The sequence below is a fragment of the Mesorhizobium sp. Root552 genome, from assembly GCF_001427285.1.
GTDB lineage: Bacteria > Pseudomonadota > Alphaproteobacteria > Rhizobiales > Rhizobiaceae > Mesorhizobium.
Window position 1 is genome coordinate 81,858 of the sequence record NZ_LMFV01000034.1, and the last position, 17,695, is coordinate 99,552.

The following is a 17,695-nucleotide window of genomic DNA, read 5'->3' on the forward strand; positions in this document are numbered from 1 at the left end:
GATAACCTTTTGGTTTAGGAACTCGCTTGCCGCTTCAACGGCCCCAGATCAGCGGCAAAGCGCCCCACCATCGCTAGCCCTGTTGCATTGGGCCGCATGGCGGGCGCGCGGTCACTGACAACGAGCCCACCGCGCAAGGCAAATAGCCGCTTGCCGTAGCAGATCAGGTTCTCGAGACCCTGCATGGTCGAAACGACTGCAGGCAACATCTTGCGATAGATTTCCTGTGCGCCTTCTTCATCGCCCGCACGAAAGGCATCGTAGGCTGCCACCGCATAGTCAATGCAGTCCGGCGCAAGGATCAACCCGCGACAACCAATGCGAAGATTGTCGAGCATTTCGAGTCCGGCGCGGCCGTTGAAGACAGGCAAGCGGTTGTTCGTTGCCTCGATCAACCCGGCAATCTCGACCACCGGACCTTCGCCCTTGACCAACTGGATATTGGGGTGCTGGCGCACCAGATCGGCGATTTCGCCTGAGGTAAGCCCGCGCCCCATGAAAGCCGGGGCATTCTGTATTGCTACCGGCAGGTCGGTAGCTTCAGCCACGCGGCCGAAAAAGCGGATATATTCCGCTGCACCGAACTGGCCAACCATCGGCGGCTGCAGGATCAGCCAGTCCGCGCCTACGCTTTCGGCATGTCGCACTTGCGCCACCTGCTCTGCCACCGACGAACCGAATATGGTCAACGCCAGCGGCACCCGTCCGCCGGTATCCTCGGCAACCCAGTCCATCACCGTTCGCCGCTCGGCCTCGGTCAGCTTCGACACTTCCGTGACAAGGCCAAGCGCTGCCATGCCATGTACGCCAACCGACAGGCAAAGCTCGACCTGCCGGCGCATCGCCACGCGGTCGAGTTGTTCGCGTTCATCGAAAAGCGCGTAGAGAATGGCATGGATGCCATGCAGATCGCCCACGTGGAAGCTTGTCACGGTCTCGCTCATCAGTGGCTCTCGCGCGGAACTTCATGGCCACGACAACCGACCAGGAAGTCCAGGTCCGCACCACGGTCCGCTTGCATAACGCGCTCGACATAAAGGCTCTGGTAGCCACCCTGCATGGCAACTTGCGGCGCGGTCCAGCGCGCGCGGCGGCGAGCCAGCTCCTCATCCGGCACGTCGAGATGGAGCCGGCGGTTTTCGACATCCAGTTCAATCATGTCGCCGTCTTTGACCAGCGCCAGCGGGCCGCCAATCGCCGCCTCGGGAGCGGCGTGCAGCACGACGGTGCCGAAGGCCGTACCGGACATGCGCGCATCCGAGATACGCACCATGTCGCGAACACCCTTTTGCAGCAGCTTCTGCGGCAGCGCCATGTTGCCCACCTCGGCCATGCCGGGATATCCCTTGGGGCCACAGTTCTTCAGCACCATCACGCACGTCTCGTCGATATCGAGATCCGGCTGATCGACGCGCGCCTTGTAGTGCTCGACATTCTCGAACACGACAGCGCGCCCGCGATGGCGCATCAGTTCCGGCGAGGCAGCGGAAGGCTTCAGGATCGCACCATCTGGGGCCAGATTGCCGCGCAGCACCGCGATACCGCCTTGTTTCGTCAGCGCCTTGGCGCGCGGCAGGATCACCTCTTCGTTGAAATTCTCCGCGCCGGCAATGTTCTCGCCAACCGTCTTGCCGGTAACCGTCAAGGCGTCGAGGTCGAGTAGATCAGAAACCTCCTTCATCACGGCGGGCAAACCGCCAGCATAGCAGAACTCTTCCATCAGGAATTTCCCCGATGGCATCAGGTTCAGGATGGTCGGGATGTCGCGCCCGAAACGATCCCAATCGTCGAGCGAGAGTTCGGTGCCTATCCGGCCCGCAATCGCCAGCAGGTGCACCACCGCATTGGTCGAGCCACCGATGGCGCCATTGACTCGGATGGCGTTGGCAAAGGCCTTTCGCGTCAGGATGGCCGAGAGGCGCAAATCCTCCTTCACCATCTCGACAATGCGCCGCCCCGAAAGCCTCGCCAGCCGCGCGCGGTGAGCGTCCACTGCCGGATAGGCGGCGTTGCCTGGCAGGGCCAACCCGAGCGCCTCCACCATGGAGGCCATGGTCGATGCAGTGCCCATGGTCATGCAGTGGCCGGGCGAGCGCGACATCGCGCTTTCGGCAGCGGCAAATTCCTGTTCGCTCATGACGCCGGCGCGAACATCCTCGGAGAACTTCCACACATCGGTGCCTGAACCAATCGCCTTGCCACGAAAGCGGCCGTTCAACATCGGCCCGCCGGAAACGACGATGGCCGGCACATCGCAAGATGCCGCACCCATCACCAGCGACGGCGTGGTCTTGTCGCAGCCTGCCATGAGCACGACGCCGTCCATGGGATTGCCGCGTATGGATTCCTCGACGTCCATCGAAGCAAGATTGCGGAACAGCATGGCCGTCGGGCGCAAGTTGGATTCGCCGCACGAAAACACCGGGAATTCCAGCGGCAGCCCGCCTGCTTCCAGAACACCCGCCTTCACATGTTCGACCAAGCCGCGAAAATGGGCGTTGCACGGCGTGAGTTCGGAAAACGTGTTGCAGATGCCGATCACCGGTCGTCCGTCGAAGGCGTCGTCGGGCAGGCCGTTGTTCTTCATCCAGCTGCGGTGAATGAAGGCATCCTTGCCGATACCACCGAACCAAGCCTGGGAACGCAATTTCCGTGTCACTTTTGTCTATCCTGTTATTGGTCCGTATGGCGGCATCGAGCCTTTTTGGCCGGGCAATCAAACGGCATGCTGGAGCACACTCAACCCACCATCAACAACCAGGCACGCCGCGTTCATGAACGGGCATTCGTCCGAGATCATGAATACAGCGGCCTTGGCGATCTCTGACGGTTGGGCGATCCGCTTGCCAGGATGAAGCGCCAGCGTCTCGGCCTTTGCTTTCGCCGGGTCGGGAAAGCTGTTCCAGTAGTCGATGTTCTTCTGCGTCTCGACGTAGCCTGGCGCCAGCGCGTTCACCCGCACCCCGGCCGCCGCATATTCCAGCGCCAGCGACTTTGTCATGCCAAGTAGCGCATGCTTGGCCAGCGGATAGGGAAATGTGTGCGGGATGATCGTGAAAGAGTGCGTCGAGGCAATGTTGAGGATTGCGCCGCCGCCGGCTGAAATCATCCCTGGAAGCGCCGCCTTGCAGCAGTTCCACGCGCCTTTCAGGTTGACGTCGAAGCATCGCTGCCATTCTTCATCCGTCGTTTCCAGCGGCGCATTGAAGACATTGATGCCGGCATTGTTGATCAGCGCGTTGATCGGCCCGATGGTTTTTCCTGCTTCGGCCATCGCGGCGGCAATTGCCTGCGCATCGGATATGTCGGCTTGCGCTGAGGCCAGCGCGCCCTCGTCCGTCCCCAGCCGCGCCACGGTCTCGCCCAGCATCGGCCCGTCGCGGTCGATGACGAAAAGCTTTGCGCCTTCCTTCAGGCACTCCTCGGCAATGGCGAGCCCGATGCCTTGCGCCGCCCCCGTCAGGAAAATCCGCTTGCCGGCCAGACGATCAGTCATTGCGCTTCACCGTGATTGAAGACCGAAATTGAAAAGTCACCGGAAAGAGTTTCACCCGGCGAGAGCACATGAAGACCATCCGGACCCGCCATCGCCAGTGCATTCGGCGCATGCGACATGGGCTCCAGACAGAAGAACGCCAGATCTTCCTCCGGGGCATAGAGCATATATCTGGAAAACAATGGGTCGGCTGCGATCTTGGCGCCAAGCCCTATCTCTGGCCAGACGACCTCCGCCTTACCAGTCCATCCTTCAAAGCAGTTGTTCAACCGTCGGGCAGGTAACGCACGCAACCGTGAAAAGTCGGCCATCTCCGGCACGGGCTCCTGCACTTTCGGCAAATAGTCAGCTGCTTCCGTCCACCATGATGAAGCGGGAGCGGCGAGCTTCATGCCCGCACTGCGCGGAAAATAAGGATGGAAGCCGATCCCGAACGGCAGCGGCTCGGTCCCGCAATTCTGCACCGACAACTTCATTCGCAAGGTCGCACCATCAAGCGTGATCGACTGTATAGCCCGGTAAACATGCGGCGACTGACCCGGCTCATCCCGGACGAAAGACAACGTAATCCCCGCCTCGGATTTTTCCTCTACCTTCCATCGGCCAAGCCAGCCGTCACCGTGAATATAGAAGGGTTCTTCGGTGTTCGGCTCGAAGCGGTAACGCCTCCCGCCCATGTCAAAGCTGTTGCCCTCGACACGGTTGCCAAGCGGCACGAGCGGAAAGCAGGCACATTGCAGAACATCGAAGGCATCTTCAGCACCACGATACGGTCGCAGGAACGCCAGACCGTCGCTGGTGCGGCCATCAACGACCGCCCCGCCCTGTTCGCTCACGCGCAGCGACAGGCGCTCATTGGCAAGTTCAAGAAACTGCGCCATCTCACGGCTCAGCGCCGTCCGAGCGCACTGGACCGCAGGTTGTCGAGCAGCACTGCCAGCAGCAGGATCACTCCGCGCACGATGTACTGGTAGAAGGCCGGGATGTTGAGCAGGTTCATGACGTTTTCTGCAATGCCCATGATCATCACGCCGACGATGACGCCCGCCATCGTAGCCCTGCCACCGGCGAGCGAGACACCGCCCAGAACGCAGGCCGAGATGACCGAAAGCTCCAGCCCGACAGCGGCATTTGGCTGGCCGGACGTAATGCGCGAGGCAAGCAATATACCTGCAATGCCGCAGACCAGTCCCTGCAATGCGAATATCCAGATGCGGGTGCGGTCGACATTCACGCCGGCAAGACGCGAGGCTTCAGGATTGCCGCCAATGGCCAGCGTATTCTTGCCGAACACGGTGCGATTGAGCACGAAGCCGAAGATCAGGAACAGAATCGCAAGCACCCAGATCGGCGTCGGAATGCCGACCAGCTTGGAGAGCGCAAGCTGATAGAAATTCGGATCGTTGATGCCCACGGCACGGCCATCCGACGAAATCAGCGCCAGGCCGCGCACGATCTGCATCGTCGCAAGCGTAGTGATCAGCGCGTTGATGCGAAATTTGGCGATGACCAGCCCATTGAACAGGCCCACGATCGAACCGCAGAGCAACGCGGCCAGCACACCGGCGAAAATCGACCCGGTAGCGTTGGAGGCCATCACCGCCACCATGCCTGCAAAGGCGACGATGGAACCGACCGAAAGATCGAAGTCGCGCGCCGCCAGGCAAAACATCATGGTGCAGGCAACGATGCCGACCGTGACGACCGATTGCAGCAGGCCCAGTATGTTGCGTTCAGTGAGGAAATTCGGCACCAGAAGGGCGACCAGTGCAAAGGCCACCACGAAAATGACGACAAGGCCCTGATCGCCGAGCAGGATTCGCTTGAGCTGGGTGGTCATACCTTGGGTCCTCAAGATGCGATTGCTGTTGGGGTCTTCTTATCGGGCAAGGCCGCGGCCAGGATCGCCTTCTCAGCAAACTGGTCGCGCCTCAATTCGCCGGAGATGCGGCCGCCGCACATCACGAGTATGCGGTCGCAAATCCCCATCACTTCCGGAAGCTCGCTGGAGACGACGACGATCGCCATACCGTCTTCAGCCAGTTGATAGAGGATATCGTAGATTTCAGACTTCGCACCGACATCGATGCCGCGTGTCGGCTCGTCGACGATCAGGACGCGGATGCCTTCTTCAGAGAGCCAGCGGCCAAGGATAACCTTCTGCTGGTTGCCTCCGGAGAGGTTGACGATGTCCTGCTTGCGCGATGGCGTTCGCACCTTCAGCTTCTTGATGAAGGTCTCGGCAACCTCAATCTCCTTTTTCGGATTGAGGATTCCTAAGCGCGTATGATGGCGGCGCGAGGAGATGTTGATGTTCTCCTCGAGCGAACGCCCCTGAATGATGCCGTCGTGCTTGCGGTCTTCGGAACACAGTACGATTCCAGCCCGTATGGCTTGATGTGGGTCGGCGCTGCGCACCGGCTTGCCATCCACCGTGATCTTGCCTGCATCAGCAGCATCGGCGGCATACACCAGGCGCATAAGCTCTGAGCGGCCCGCACCGATCAGCCCGAAGAAGCCCAGTATTTCGCCGGCATGAACCTCGAAGCTTGCCGGCTGCGGGAGCTTCTCACCCGAAATTCCATCAACCTTGAGCCGGACCTCGCCCGCCTTGCGTGGCCGCCAGCCCCATACGTTGGAGATCTCACGACCAACCATCTCGGCCACCACCTGCTCACGGGTAACGTCCTTGAGGCTTGGATGATGGGCAGCGAGCTTGCCGTCGCGCAGCACCGTCAAGCTGTCGCAAAGCCTGAACACCTCGTCGAGGCGATGCGAGATATAGAGAATGACCTTGCCCTCGGCGCGCAGGCGCTCGATCAGGGCGAAAAGGATTTCGCTTTCGCGCGAAGACAGCGATGACGTCGGTTCATCGAGCGCGATCACCCGCGCATCGAGCATTATCGCCTTGGCGATCTCGACCATCTGGCGTTCGCCGATGGACAGTGTCTTCACCTTACGGCGCGGATCGATGTCGATGCCGGCGGACTTCAGTTTCTCGCCAACCTCGGAAAACATCTGTCTGGCCTGGATGACGCCTGCATTGGCGGGGAAGCGTCCGAGCCGCAAATTCTCCGCTACCGTGAGTTCAGGAACCAGTTGCAGTTCCTGGTGGATCACGATCACGCCGGCATGGAACGCATCGCGCGTGGACGCATATTTCTGCGCCTGGCCGTCTATGCTGATCTCGCCGCCATCGGCCTGCTGATCACCGGAAAGCACGCGGATCAGCGTCGATTTGCCGGCCCCGTTTTCGCCCATCAAGCCGTGGACTGCGCCCTTCTCGACGCTGAACGAGACATCGGACAGGGCTTTGACGCCGGGGTAGGTCTTGGAGATGTGGGAAAATTCGAGAAACGACATCGACGGTCCTCCGACATATCCGGCAGCGGGAATTGGCAAACCCGCCGCCGGACACCGTTCAATGTAGAAGCTTACTCGATGCCGAGGTCTTTGCGCACCGCTTCATAGTCGCCGCGCTTGGCCAAGGCGCCGGCGGTGAGGATCAGCTTCTCCGGCTCCTTGTTGTTGGCGACCCAGTCATACATGTTGAGCGCGGTTTCGTAGCCGTGACGCTTCGGCGAAATGATCACCGAACCGACAAAACCGGTTGCAGTCGGCTTCTTGAACTCGTTGATCGCCGAGTCCGCGCCACCAATGCCGACGCCGATCATGCCGTCAGCCGGAATGCCGACGCTTTCGGAAGCGCGCACCGCACCCAGCACGGCTTCGTCGTTGAGGCCGAATGCCACCCACTTCTTGATATTGGCGTTCTTGTTCAGAACAACCGTCGCGGCGTTGAGCGCAGCTTCCGTGTCGGTCTTGGCCTGCGGCGCATCGAAGATGTTCTCGGCCTTGAAGCCGTTTGCCTTCAGCACCGAAATCGCGCCTTCGACGCGATCGACCGCGGTCGGGAGTTGGTCATAGGAGACGCGGATCGCGCCAACCTCGTCAGCGTTCCAGCCACGCGCCTTCATCTCGTCGACAATCGCCTGCCCCACAGCTTCGCCGATCTTGGTGGCGGAGATGCCCATGTGCGGCACTTCTTCGATCGGCTTGCCGTCCGCGCCGACCAGACGGTCGTCAACGGTCATCAGCTTGAGATTGTTCGCAGCCGCCTTGGCGACAATGCCAGGCCCGAGCTTCACGTCGGGGGTGCAGACGACGAAACCCTGCGCGCCCTGTGCGCCCAGATTGTCGATAGCCGACATCAGCTTTTCGCCGTCCTCGGCGCCGATCTTCACCAGCGTGAAGCCCTTTTCCTTGGCCGCCTGGTCGGCAAACTTCCATTCGTCCTGGAACCACGGCTCTTCAGGCTGCTTCACGATGAAGCCGATCTTGGTCTCCTGCGCATAGGCAGAAGCGATGGTGGTGACGGACAGCACGGCAAGGGCGCCAGCAATGAGCGCCTTATTCAACAATCGCATGATTTCCTCCCAAAATGCGCCGGGCATCCAGCCCAGTGTGACAAGCCGTTAGTAACGTCTTTTATCATACCAGTCAATTGCACTTGTATGATAAATGAGATAACTTCTCGAAATCGAGGAGCGGGACGACGTCGGTCGCGACAACCGAAGGCGTTGCCCGGTGCACAGAGCACGCATAAGAACGAAAAGAACAAGCCAGGGGGAGAGCAAGCATGGTCAGCGATTTGGCTAACGTCGGGACCGCCGCGCCGAAGTCGCGCCGCCCTCGCGTGATGCCCGATGTGGTGCGCGCCATTGCCGCCGACATCTTGTCCGGCCGCTATCCGCCTGCCGCCACCTTGCCCAGCGAAAACGACCTTGGCGCCGAATATGGCGTCAGCCGCACCGTCATTCGCGAAGCCTTGAAGATGCTCGGCGCCAAGGGACTGGTGCTCAGTCGCCCGCGCATCGGCACAGTCGTCTGCGAGCGCGACAATTGGAACATCATCGACCCGCAAGTTCTGGAGTGGCACGCGCCCAACACGCTGGATCCGAAGCTGTTCGATTCCATCCTCGAGACGCGCCGCGCCATCGAACCCTTGGTGGCCGAACTCGCCGCCACGCGTGCTTCGTTGCAGGAAATTGCCGATCTGGAGGCTGCATGGAAAGGCATGGCCGACGCCGGCAGCGACGTCAGCCGCTTTGCCCGCTCGGACGCCGCCTTCCACCAGGTGCTTTATAGCGCCTGCCACAATCCGATCTTCCGCCAGATCGGCGGCCTGATCGAAACAGCTTTGAACTTCGCGCTCGAAACAACCGCCAACTCGGTCGACCGCCGCGACGAGGCAGTCAAGGCCCACTTCGGCGTGGTGGAGGCCCTGCGCATGCGCGATGGGACCGCGGCGCGCAAGGCATCGGTTGAGATTCTCGATCTGGCCGCCCGCGATCTGGCCCGCGCCAAGAGCCTGAAAAACAGTTGACGGGCAGAAAGAAGCGCTCAAATGAAAATCACGGCCCTCAAGACATACATCGTTCCGCCGCGCTGGCTGTTCCTGAAAATTGAAACCGACGAAGGCGTCAGTGGCTGGGGCGAACCGGTCATCGAAGGCCGTGCCCTGACCGTCGAGGCGGCGGTGCACGAGTTCGCCGACTATCTGGTCGGCAAGGACCCCCGCCTCATCGAAGACCACTGGAATGTCATGTACCGTGGCGGCTTCTATCGCGGCGGCCCGATCCTGATGAGCGCCATCGCCGGCATCGACCAGGCCCTTTGGGACATCAAGGGCCGCGCATTGGGCGTGCCGGTGCATGAACTGCTCGGTGGCCGCTGCCGCGATCGCATCAAGGTCTATTCATGGATCGGTGGTGACCGCCCATCGGAAGTCGCAGCGGGCGCCAAGGATGTCGTTGAGCGCGGCTTCTCCGCGCTCAAGATGAACGGCACCGAGGAACTCCAGATCGTCGATAGCTACGACAAGATCGATGCTGCCGTCGAACGCGTCGCCACCGTGCGCGAAGCTGTCGGTCCGCATATCGGCATCGCCGTCGATTTCCACGGTCGCGTCCACCGCCCGATGGCGCGTATCCTCGTCAAGGAGCTCGAACCTTATCGCCTGATGTTCATCGAGGAGCCGGTGCTCAGCGAAAGCCGCGAGGCGCTGAAGGAGATTGCCGCCTGCTCGCCCGTGCCGATTGCGCTGGGCGAACGCCTCTACAGCCGCTGGGACTTCAAGAGCGTGTTCGAGGAAGCGGCTGCCGACATCATCCAGCCCGATCTGTCGCATGCCGGGGGCATCACGGAATGCCGCAAGATCGCCGCCATGGCCGAAGCCTATGACGTGGCGGTAGCGCCTCACTGCCCTCTCGGCCCCATCGCGCTCGCCGCCTGCCTGCAACTCGACGCCGTAACTTACAACGCCTTTATCCAGGAACAGAGCCTCGGCATCCACTACAACAAGGGCAACGACCTCATCGACTACGCGAAGAACAAGGACGTGTTCCGCTATGAAGATGGCTTCGTTGCCATCCCGCAGGGACCGGGCCTCGGCGTCGATGTCGACGAGGACTATGTCAAGGAACGCGCCAGGAAAGGCCACCGCTGGCGCAACCCGATATGGCGGCACGCCGACGGCTCTCTCGCGGAGTGGTAGTCACCGGCGCAATCCGACATCATTTCCCGACGCCGCTGCCCACATCTATCCTCGGTATCCGTTGCGAGCCATGCCCGGGCGATACCGCGCCTTTGCGACTTGCATGGGCATTGCCGAAATGGGTCGGCGTCGCGCAATGCTGCTCTTGAGCCTGTAGCTCGGGCTTGCCTCCTCGATAGCACCGCTCGCATCCGCTATTTCAAGCACGAGCTTGCGGCGTAGCGCCTTTCCGTAGTCGCCCAAATCCGCAGGCTCGATAACGAATGCGCCCGGACCGCCAATGACCTTTTCGGCAAAATAGCCGAACAGGTCCTCCTTCACGCCATAGGTCCGTTCCGGGATCGCAATTGCGTTGATCGTGTAGCCTTGATTGACCGCCTCTTGCCGGCTGACTTCGACGGCAAAGCCATCGTTGTTGACGCCATTGGCGGAAATATCGATCACCTTGCGCCGGACGGCTCCTGCGTAGCGGCCCAGGATTGTTCTGGCAGCGTCGAGCGCGAAGGAAATCGAGGTCGAGCATTTGCGAGCGCAACCTGCGCCTTGGTAGCCATTTTTGCGAATCGCAGCCGCGATGGGTTCGGCATCGACTGCATTGCAAATGGTTGACCAGGGCACGATGGTGCGCAACTGGCCGGGGCTGGACCACTCCAGATACGTCACGGCAATGCAGCCCACAGGGTTGATCTCAATGGCCGCCATCGTTTCAGGCGAACTCAGCGCCTCTGCGTGGCCCTCACGTTGCAAATAGGCAGTTGCCGGGCCGACCGATGCCGAAACATCAACCGCAAACACAATGGCGACATCGACATCCCCAGCCTCGGCCGTCGAGCCAGCGGCAACAACAGATATCGCCGCCAACTTGACAAGGAAGTTCGCGCGCATGGCGATCCCCTCTCAAATAGCGAAAGCAGTCACTGTCTTCCTCAGCGCCTGAAGCGAATCAAGGCAGCGTCGGTTTTGGATGCAAATTGCTCTAGGTTCCCGTCCGCCGAATATTCCCCCGGTCGGTACGCGTACGATCATACGATCATACGATATATTCGCAACTTCTGATCAGCGAAAAGCGCTGGCGGTTGCCCGGTGATTTGCGTATCACTCCCGCGCCAAGTGAACGGAATCCACGTCATGTTCGAAGACCTGCAAGCTGCTCCAGCCGACAAGATTCTAGCGCTGATTAGCGCCTATCGTGCTGACCCACGAACCGACAAGGTTGATCTGGGCGTCGGCGTCTACAAGGATCGCGATGGCGCGACCCCGATAATGCGCGCCGTGCGAGAGGCTGAAAAGCGCCTGCTGAACAAACAGAAATCCAAGACATATCTTGGGCTTGCTGGCGATATCGAATTCAACGCTGCAATTGCCAGTCTGGTTTTCGGCGAGCAGGCCGACTTCTCGCGCATCCGGGCGGCACAGGCGCCGGGAGGCTCAGGCGCGCTGCGGCTCGTTGCGGAACTGCTGAAGCGCACCAAGGCGGACGCCACCGTCTGGATATCCAATCCTACTTGGCCGAACCATATCCCGATGATGCGTGGCGCGGGGTTGCAGATTCGCGAATATCCCTATTTTGACGCGGCATCCGGCACCGTACGTTTCGAGGCGATGCTGGAAGCGTTGGGGCAGGCAGACCGCGGCGACATCGTGCTGCTGCATGGTTGCTGCCATAATCCGACTGGAGCCAATCTTTCCGCCGCGCAATGGCAATCGGTGGCGGACTTGCTGGTCAAGCGCGGCCTGCTGCCTTTTGTAGACATTGCATATCAAGGCTTCGGAGAAGGCCTCGACGCCGATGCCGAGGGCTTGCGTATCCTCGCCGGCAAAGCACCGGAAATGGTCGTCGCGGCAAGTTGCTCGAAGAATTTTGCTGTCTACCGCGACCGCGTCGGAGCCGCCATCGTCATGGGCCGAACCGGGGCCGAAGCAGACATTGCCATGAGCCAGGTGCTGTCGGCCGCACGCACCATGTACTCGATGCCGCCGGATCACGGCGCTGCTGCCGTGCGCATCGTGCTCGCAGACGCTCAGTTGCGAGCCGACTGGCAGGCCGAACTTGAGGAAATGCGCCTGCGCATGTTGCGGCTGCGCATTGCCTTTGCCGAGGCGCTTCGTCGTCAGTCGAATTCGGACCGGTTCGATTTCGTCGCCACCCATCGCGGCATGTTCTCGCGCCTCGGCTTGACCGAACCCCAAGTCGATCGTTTGCGCACCGAGCACGGCGTCTACATGGTTGGCGACAGTCGCATCAACGTTGCCGGTTTGCCGGAAGACAAGCTGGATTGGTTGGCCAAAGCGATTGTATCGGTATTGGATTAGGGCAAGGTCCTGGCGATGAAGCCCTCAAAGGATATTTCCAGGCTGATCGAGATCATGGCAGCGCTGCGCGCGCCCCAGACCGGCTGCCCATGGGATATCGAGCAGGATTTCAACACCATCGCGCCCTACACCATAGAGGAAGCTTACGAAGTCGCCGACGCCATCCAGCGCGGCGATCTCGATGATTTGCGTGAAGAACTCGGCGACCTGTTGTTACAGGTCGTCTATCACGCCCAAATGGCCGAGGAAGCAGAGGAGTTCGCCTTTGCCGATGTCGTCGAGGCCATCACCACCAAGATGATCCGCCGCCATCCGCACGTCTTTGGCGACGAGACGGCCCGCAGCGCCGGAATGGCCAAGGGCATGTGGGAAAAGATCAAGGCCGAGGAGAAGGCCGAGAAACGCCAGGCGCGGCTTGCGCGCGGCCTCGACCCAGAGGACCACGGCAAAGGCTACCTGGACGGCGTGCCGGTCAACCTGCCCGCGCTCACCCGGGCGTTGAAGCTTCAGGAAAAGGCCGCGCGCGTCGGCTTCGATTGGGGCGAAGCAGCGCCCATCCTCGACAAGATCGAAGAAGAGATCGCAGAGTTGCGCGAAGCGCTGTCCAGCGGCGACACCGCTTCGATCAAGGATGAATTTGGCGATACCCTGTTTGCGCTCGTCAACCTTGGCCGCCATCTGAAGCTTGATTCGGAAGCGGCGCTTAGCGGCACCAACGACAAGTTCCGCCAGCGTTTTCATCACGTCGAGCAGGCACTAAAGGACAAGGGCCATTCCCTGGAAGCGGCAACGCTGGAGGAAATGGAAGCCCTCTGGCAGCAGGCCAAGGGCAAAGTCTGACCTATTGCTTCTTGGAGCCGCCCTGGCGCAAGCGGTTCTGGATTTCGTCGCGTGCGCTCTTGGTCGCGCGCAGCGAAATCTCAACGCTGCCGTCCTCATTGTCGATCCGCGCCGTGACCTCACCATTGCGGTAAAGCCAGTCGACCATCCCAAGCTGGCTCGGAGCAAGCGTAACGGTAAGCGATGCCAGTTCACCGGATACCCGCGCTTCGATCGTTTCCTTGAGCGCCTCAAAGCCCTCGCCGGTGATGGCAGAAATGGCGACCGGCTTGCTGCCCTCGCGGCCCTGCGCCTCGTCCAGAAGCCGTGAGCGGTTGCCCTCGTCCAGCAGGTCGATCTTGTTCCAGACCTCGATCACCCGCCGGTCGTCATTCGCATCGACGCCAAGATCGTCGAGAATGCGCTCGACGTCTTCCGCTTGCGCTGCCGTATCCGGGTCGGAAATGTCGCGCAGGTGGATGACGAGGTCCGCTTCCACCACCTCTTCCAGCGTCGCTCGAAACGCCGCCACAAGATGCGTCGGCAGGTCCGAGATGAATCCGACCGTATCGGACAATATCACCGGCGTGCCGTGCGGCAGGACGAGGCGCCTCAGCGTCGGGTCGAGCGTCGCGAACAGCATGTCCTCGGCAAGCACCCCTGCCCCGGTCAGCTTGTTGAACAGCGTCGACTTGCCGGCATTGGTATAGCCGACAATGGCAACCACCGGAAACGGCACCTTCTTGCGCTTGGCGCGGTGCAGGTCGCGCGTGCGACGCACGGTCTCCAGTTCGCGTTTCAGCTTGACGATCTTGTCCTGCAGGATGCGCCGGTCGGCCTCGATCTGCGTTTCGCCCGGACCGCCAAGGAAGCCCGCGCCGCCGCGTTGCCGTTCAAGGTGGGTCCAGCTCCGCACCAGCCGGCCCTTCTGGTAATTCAGGTGGGCCAGTTCGACCTGCAGCGTGCCTTCCTTGGTGCGGGCGCGCTCGCCGAAAATCTCGAGAATGAGCCCGGTGCGGTCGAGCACCTTGACGTTCATTTCCTTCTCGAGATTGCGCTGCTGCACCGGTGTCAGCGGATGGTCGACGATAACCAGTTCCGCGTGCTTGTCCTTCACGATATCGGCGAACTCGGCCACCTTGCCGCTGCCGAGCAGCGTTGCCGGGCGCGGATCGTTGACCGTGACAACGGCGGAATGAACCGGTTCCAGATCGATAGCCCGCGTCAGCCCGACAGCTTCGTCGTGGCGGGCTTCGGGCGATCTGCTCAGGCGTGGCCGGCCACCGTCGTCCGCCGTTGCGCGGGTAACGACAGGCACGATGACAACGGCGCGGGTCGGCGGCTTCTTGCCATCCCCGCCATTGCTGTCATGTCGCGTTCCGGATTTTCCCGCCGCGTCGTCGGTACGTGTCAATCAGCCGCCCTGGCTTTCCTCGCCATCGAACATCTGAACCGGCTGGCTCGGCATGATCGTGGAAATGGCGTGCTTGTAGACAAGCTGGGAGTGACCGTCGCGCCGCAGAAGGACGCAGAAATTGTCGAACGAGGTCACCACACCGGTCAGCTTCACGCCGTTTATCAGGAAAATGGTAAGTGGGTTTTTGCTCTTGCGAACAGAATTCAGGAACAGGTCCTGGAGATTTTGCGAACGTTCCGCCATTGTTCTTATCTTCCCGCCGGATCCCCTTCCATTTGCAAGTCAGTGCGCCAAAATAAGAAGCGCATGTCAAGCTCGCAAACGCCCTTGCCGTCCAGGACGACAAGCAGAACGAGATATATTTCTGTTGTTTCCACCTTTGCGGTTATCAGGCCGGACTTTTTTCCGCAATGTCAAAAAATGCCTGCCGCAATGAAAGTGTTATAGTGCCAGGATGGCCATTCGCAACCGGTTGGCCGTCGATTTCAACTATCGGCATCGCAATGGTGGTTGCTGAAGACAGGAACACCTCGCGTGCGGCCTTGGCCTCGGCCACGCTAAATCCACGTTCTTCTATTTTGTAGCCCAGCTTCGCCGCCACGTCGAAAAGCGTCGTGCGCGTGATGCCCCGCAAAATGCCGTGGTCGGCCGGTCGGGTCACCAGAACGCCATCCTTGGTGACGATCCATGCGTTGGACGAGCCGCCTTCCTTCACCTTGCCGTCGGCATCGACGAACCACGCCTCCTGGCAGCCGGCTTCCTTGGCCTTCTGCTTGGCAAGCACGTTCGGCAAGAGTCCGGTCGACTTGATGTCGACGCGGTCCCAGCGATTCTCCGGCACGGTGATGACCTTCAGGCCGTTCTCGACCTTCTTTGCGACAGCGGCCACGTCCACATTGCGCGCGATCACCACCAGCGAAGGCTGCAGGTCAGAGCGCGGGAAAACAAAGTCGCGGCTGGCGACACCGCGCGTCACCTGCACATAGACGAGCCCATCCACGACCCGGTTGCGCCGGATCACCTCGCGTATGACAACCGTGAGTGCCTTGCGCGTCATCGGCCAGGCGATTGAAAGCTCTGTGAGCGAGCGGTCCAGCCGGTCGAGATGCCGCGTCATGTCTACGATGAAACCGCGCGAAATCTCGCAGACTTCATAGACGCCGTCGCCGAACTGGAAACCGCGATCCTCGATATGCACCGAAGCGTCTCTATGGGCGACATAGCGCCCGTTCACATAGGAAATGCGTGGCATATCGGACTCACGGAGGGTTTCGCCCCTCATTACGTGATTCCGCGCACCGCGTAACGCACAAACCACGCCCCGCCGTAGCTGGCTCACTGGTCAGGATTGCGTGGATACAACCCCTCCAGGGGTCAGAAACAAAAAAGCGGAGCAAATGCCCCGCTTCCTCGTCTGCCGAGGTCTGCCGCCGGTCCATCCGCGGTCGGCATCCAGTCGACACCTGCGTTCTACCGAAGCAATGTTACGGCAATACGACAGGCGCATTAATACTGCGGCCACGATGGTTAACGATTCGTTTCCGAACGCTTGGGGTGCGCTGCCATTGCAGGCCACCATCGTCCAGATGCCCGCACGCCCTAGTCCATCAGCGCATCCAACCCACGCACCAGTCCCTTGATGCCGCCGACGCGCCGTATGGCCAGCAAGGTCCCGGCCACGTATGGCGCAGCCGAAGACCCCGCGTCGTGGCGGATCGTCAGGCGTTCGTCGGGCAGGCCGAACAGCGCCTCGCAGGATAGGATGTAGAACGGAAGCCTCAGCGCATGCACCTGCACGCCTTCACCTGCACCGACCGTACCACCGCGCGTTTCCGGCACGCCGGACACATCCGCCTTGGGTCGCGCGGACGATTTTCCGCGAACCTCGGCCAAGGCCTCGGCCAGTTCACGCGCCGTTCCTGACGGAGCATCCGGCTTCTTGGCGCTGGCATAGTCGATCACCTCGACATCCGGCACATACATCGCCGCCATCAGGGCAAACCGTTTCATCAGCGTGGCCGTGATCGAGAAATTGCCAGCCGCCAGCACGCCGACCCCGTTGGTGCGAGCCGCCGCATCGATTTCGGCATAGTCCGCCGCTCCCAAACCCGAAGTGCCGATCACCACATGCCGGCCCTTCGAAATTGCCAGCAGCGTGTTTGCCTTCACCACATTGGGCTTGGTGTAGTCGACCATCACATCCGAAGGAGCGGCAAGCGCTTCGTCCAGCGTAGCGGCCACGGTAACACCGTTAGCATCCATTCCAACTGCCCTGCCCGCATCCTGCCCGGCAGCGCTGCGCGACACGGCGCCGGCCAAGATGAAATCCTTTTGCGCAGCGATTGCAGGGATGAGCGCCTTGCCAACCCACCCCGTCGCTCCAGCCATGACCACCCGGATCGCCATTCCCGTTCCTTTCGTTTCCTGCGGATTTGCCAGAACGGGAAACCAATAGGGCCCGGCTAGTCAAGCCGGGCCCTTGGCAGACCATTGTGCCAGAGAAAGCGCGCCGTCAGCGCAGGAAGCTGTCGATTCGCCGCAAGGTCACGCGGCGGTTGCGCCAGTTTTCGTTCCGCGTCGGCACCAGCAGGAATTCCTCGCCGTATCCGACTGTTTCCAGCGACCGCGACGGAACACCGAACTCGCGAACCAGCACGCGCTTCAGCGAGTCCGCGCGGCGCTCGGAAAGCACCTGGTTGGAGGCAAACGAGCCGACCGCGTCGGTGTGCCCCTCGATCAGGATCGTTGCACGCCGGTCGCGCCGCAGAATGCGGTTGAGACCATCGGCGATGTTCTCGACCTTGCGATATTGAGAGAACGGAATTTCCGCCGAACCGAACTCGAAATTGATCGACTGGATGTCGATGGAAGGTGCCGCACGCCGCAGGTCCGGCCGGCGCTTGAACTCGCGCACCGTCACCCGCTTGTTAGGCTGCAACTGGATGCGCGGCGCAACTTCGAGCTGGCGTTCGATCTGCGTCGCCGAAGGCGTGGTCGCCTGCGCCAGCGCAACGCTCGGCATGATCAAGGCGGCAAGCAGTCCAGTCGCAACGGCACGGCGGTTCAGCATGATGTTCTCCTTCTCGTCACCCCG

Annotated in this window: 17 protein-coding genes; 4 read left to right on the top strand and 13 right to left on the bottom strand. The window is 61.1% G+C overall.

The window, feature by feature from the left end; genetic code table 11:
- Positions 1 to 14: 14 nt before the first annotated feature.
- The 7 genes from ASD50_RS13870 to ASD50_RS13900 form a co-directional block, all read right to left on the bottom strand.
- Complete coding sequence (locus ASD50_RS13870; RefSeq protein ID WP_056242304.1) at positions 15 to 944, bottom strand: dihydrodipicolinate synthase family protein; 930 nt, start codon at positions 942 to 944, stop codon at positions 15 to 17.
- The gene (araD, locus tag ASD50_RS13875; RefSeq protein ID WP_056242307.1) at positions 944 to 2,659 is read right to left on the bottom strand and encodes an L-arabinonate dehydratase; all 1,716 of its coding nucleotides are present in this window, start codon (positions 2,657 to 2,659) and stop codon (positions 944 to 946) included. Before araD ends, ASD50_RS13870 begins: the two co-directional genes overlap by 1 nt.
- A gap of 57 nt (positions 2,660 to 2,716) precedes the next feature.
- Positions 2,717 to 3,496: an SDR family oxidoreductase gene (locus ASD50_RS13880; RefSeq protein WP_056242310.1), complete on the bottom strand. Its 780-nt coding sequence runs from the start codon at positions 3,494 to 3,496 to the stop codon at positions 2,717 to 2,719.
- A complete protein-coding gene (locus ASD50_RS13885; RefSeq protein ID WP_056242312.1) occupies positions 3,493 to 4,377 on the bottom strand; it encodes an aldose 1-epimerase in 885 nt (294 codons plus the stop codon). Before ASD50_RS13885 ends, ASD50_RS13880 begins: the two co-directional genes overlap by 4 nt.
- A gap of 8 nt (positions 4,378 to 4,385) precedes the next feature.
- Positions 4,386 to 5,336 carry an L-arabinose ABC transporter permease AraH gene (gene araH / locus ASD50_RS13890; RefSeq protein WP_056242315.1) on the bottom strand — a complete coding sequence of 317 codons (951 nt, stop codon included), beginning with the start codon at positions 5,334 to 5,336 and terminating at the stop codon, positions 4,386 to 4,388.
- Between the two features lie 11 nt (positions 5,337 to 5,347).
- The gene (gene araG, locus ASD50_RS13895) at positions 5,348 to 6,859 is read right to left on the bottom strand and encodes an L-arabinose ABC transporter ATP-binding protein AraG (RefSeq protein WP_056242318.1); all 1,512 of its coding nucleotides are present in this window, start codon (positions 6,857 to 6,859) and stop codon (positions 5,348 to 5,350) included.
- Between the two features lie 71 nt (positions 6,860 to 6,930).
- Complete coding sequence (locus ASD50_RS13900) at positions 6,931 to 7,923, bottom strand: arabinose ABC transporter substrate-binding protein (protein WP_056242575.1); 993 nt, start codon at positions 7,921 to 7,923, stop codon at positions 6,931 to 6,933.
- 212 nt (positions 7,924 to 8,135) lie between these two features.
- Between ASD50_RS13900 and ASD50_RS13905 the strand changes: the two genes are divergently transcribed.
- Both ASD50_RS13905 and dgoD read left to right on the top strand, forming a co-directional pair.
- Entirely contained in the window at positions 8,136 to 8,882 is a 747-nt protein-coding gene (locus tag ASD50_RS13905) for a FadR/GntR family transcriptional regulator (RefSeq protein ID WP_056242323.1), read from the top strand.
- A 21-nt stretch (positions 8,883 to 8,903) separates the two neighbouring features.
- Entirely contained in the window at positions 8,904 to 10,052 is a 1,149-nt protein-coding gene (gene dgoD / locus ASD50_RS13910) for a galactonate dehydratase (RefSeq protein ID WP_056242325.1), read from the top strand.
- A 45-nt stretch (positions 10,053 to 10,097) separates the two neighbouring features.
- On the opposite strand, the gene ASD50_RS13915 is transcribed toward dgoD, so the two are convergent.
- Positions 10,098 to 10,937, bottom strand: a complete 840-nt coding sequence (locus tag ASD50_RS13915; RefSeq protein ID WP_082549665.1) for a DUF1194 domain-containing protein — start codon at positions 10,935 to 10,937, stop codon at positions 10,098 to 10,100.
- 243 nt (positions 10,938 to 11,180) lie between these two features.
- Here ASD50_RS13915 and ASD50_RS13920 point away from each other — a divergent pair, with 243 nt between their 5' ends.
- Entirely contained in the window at positions 11,181 to 12,365 is a 1,185-nt protein-coding gene (locus ASD50_RS13920; protein WP_056242576.1) for an aromatic amino acid transaminase, read from the top strand.
- 15 nt (positions 12,366 to 12,380) lie between these two features.
- Positions 12,381 to 13,205 (top strand): nucleoside triphosphate pyrophosphohydrolase, encoded by an 825-nt coding sequence (mazG, locus tag ASD50_RS13925; protein ID WP_056242329.1) that lies wholly within the window; start codon positions 12,381 to 12,383, stop codon positions 13,203 to 13,205.
- 1 nt (position 13,206) lies between these two features.
- Here mazG and hflX read toward each other — a convergent pair whose 3' ends face one another.
- The 5 genes from hflX to ASD50_RS13950 all read right to left on the bottom strand — a co-directional run bounded on the left by hflX (position 13,207) and on the right by ASD50_RS13950 (position 17,671).
- Positions 13,207 to 14,598 carry a GTPase HflX gene (gene hflX / locus ASD50_RS13930; protein WP_082549666.1) on the bottom strand — a complete coding sequence of 464 codons (1,392 nt, stop codon included), beginning with the start codon at positions 14,596 to 14,598 and terminating at the stop codon, positions 13,207 to 13,209.
- On the bottom strand, positions 14,599 to 14,844 hold the full coding sequence (gene hfq, locus ASD50_RS13935) for an RNA chaperone Hfq (protein WP_018428055.1): 246 nt from the start codon (positions 14,842 to 14,844) through the stop codon (positions 14,599 to 14,601).
- 145 nt (positions 14,845 to 14,989) lie between these two features.
- A complete protein-coding gene (locus ASD50_RS13940; protein WP_056242579.1) occupies positions 14,990 to 15,853 on the bottom strand; it encodes a D-amino-acid transaminase in 864 nt (287 codons plus the stop codon).
- A gap of 347 nt (positions 15,854 to 16,200) precedes the next feature.
- Positions 16,201 to 17,007: a 4-hydroxy-tetrahydrodipicolinate reductase gene (dapB, locus tag ASD50_RS13945; RefSeq protein ID WP_056242333.1), complete on the bottom strand. Its 807-nt coding sequence runs from the start codon at positions 17,005 to 17,007 to the stop codon at positions 16,201 to 16,203.
- 106 nt (positions 17,008 to 17,113) lie between these two features.
- On the bottom strand, positions 17,114 to 17,671 hold the full coding sequence (locus ASD50_RS13950) for an OmpA family protein (protein ID WP_056242581.1): 558 nt from the start codon (positions 17,669 to 17,671) through the stop codon (positions 17,114 to 17,116).
- Positions 17,672 to 17,695: the final 24 nt, after the last annotated feature.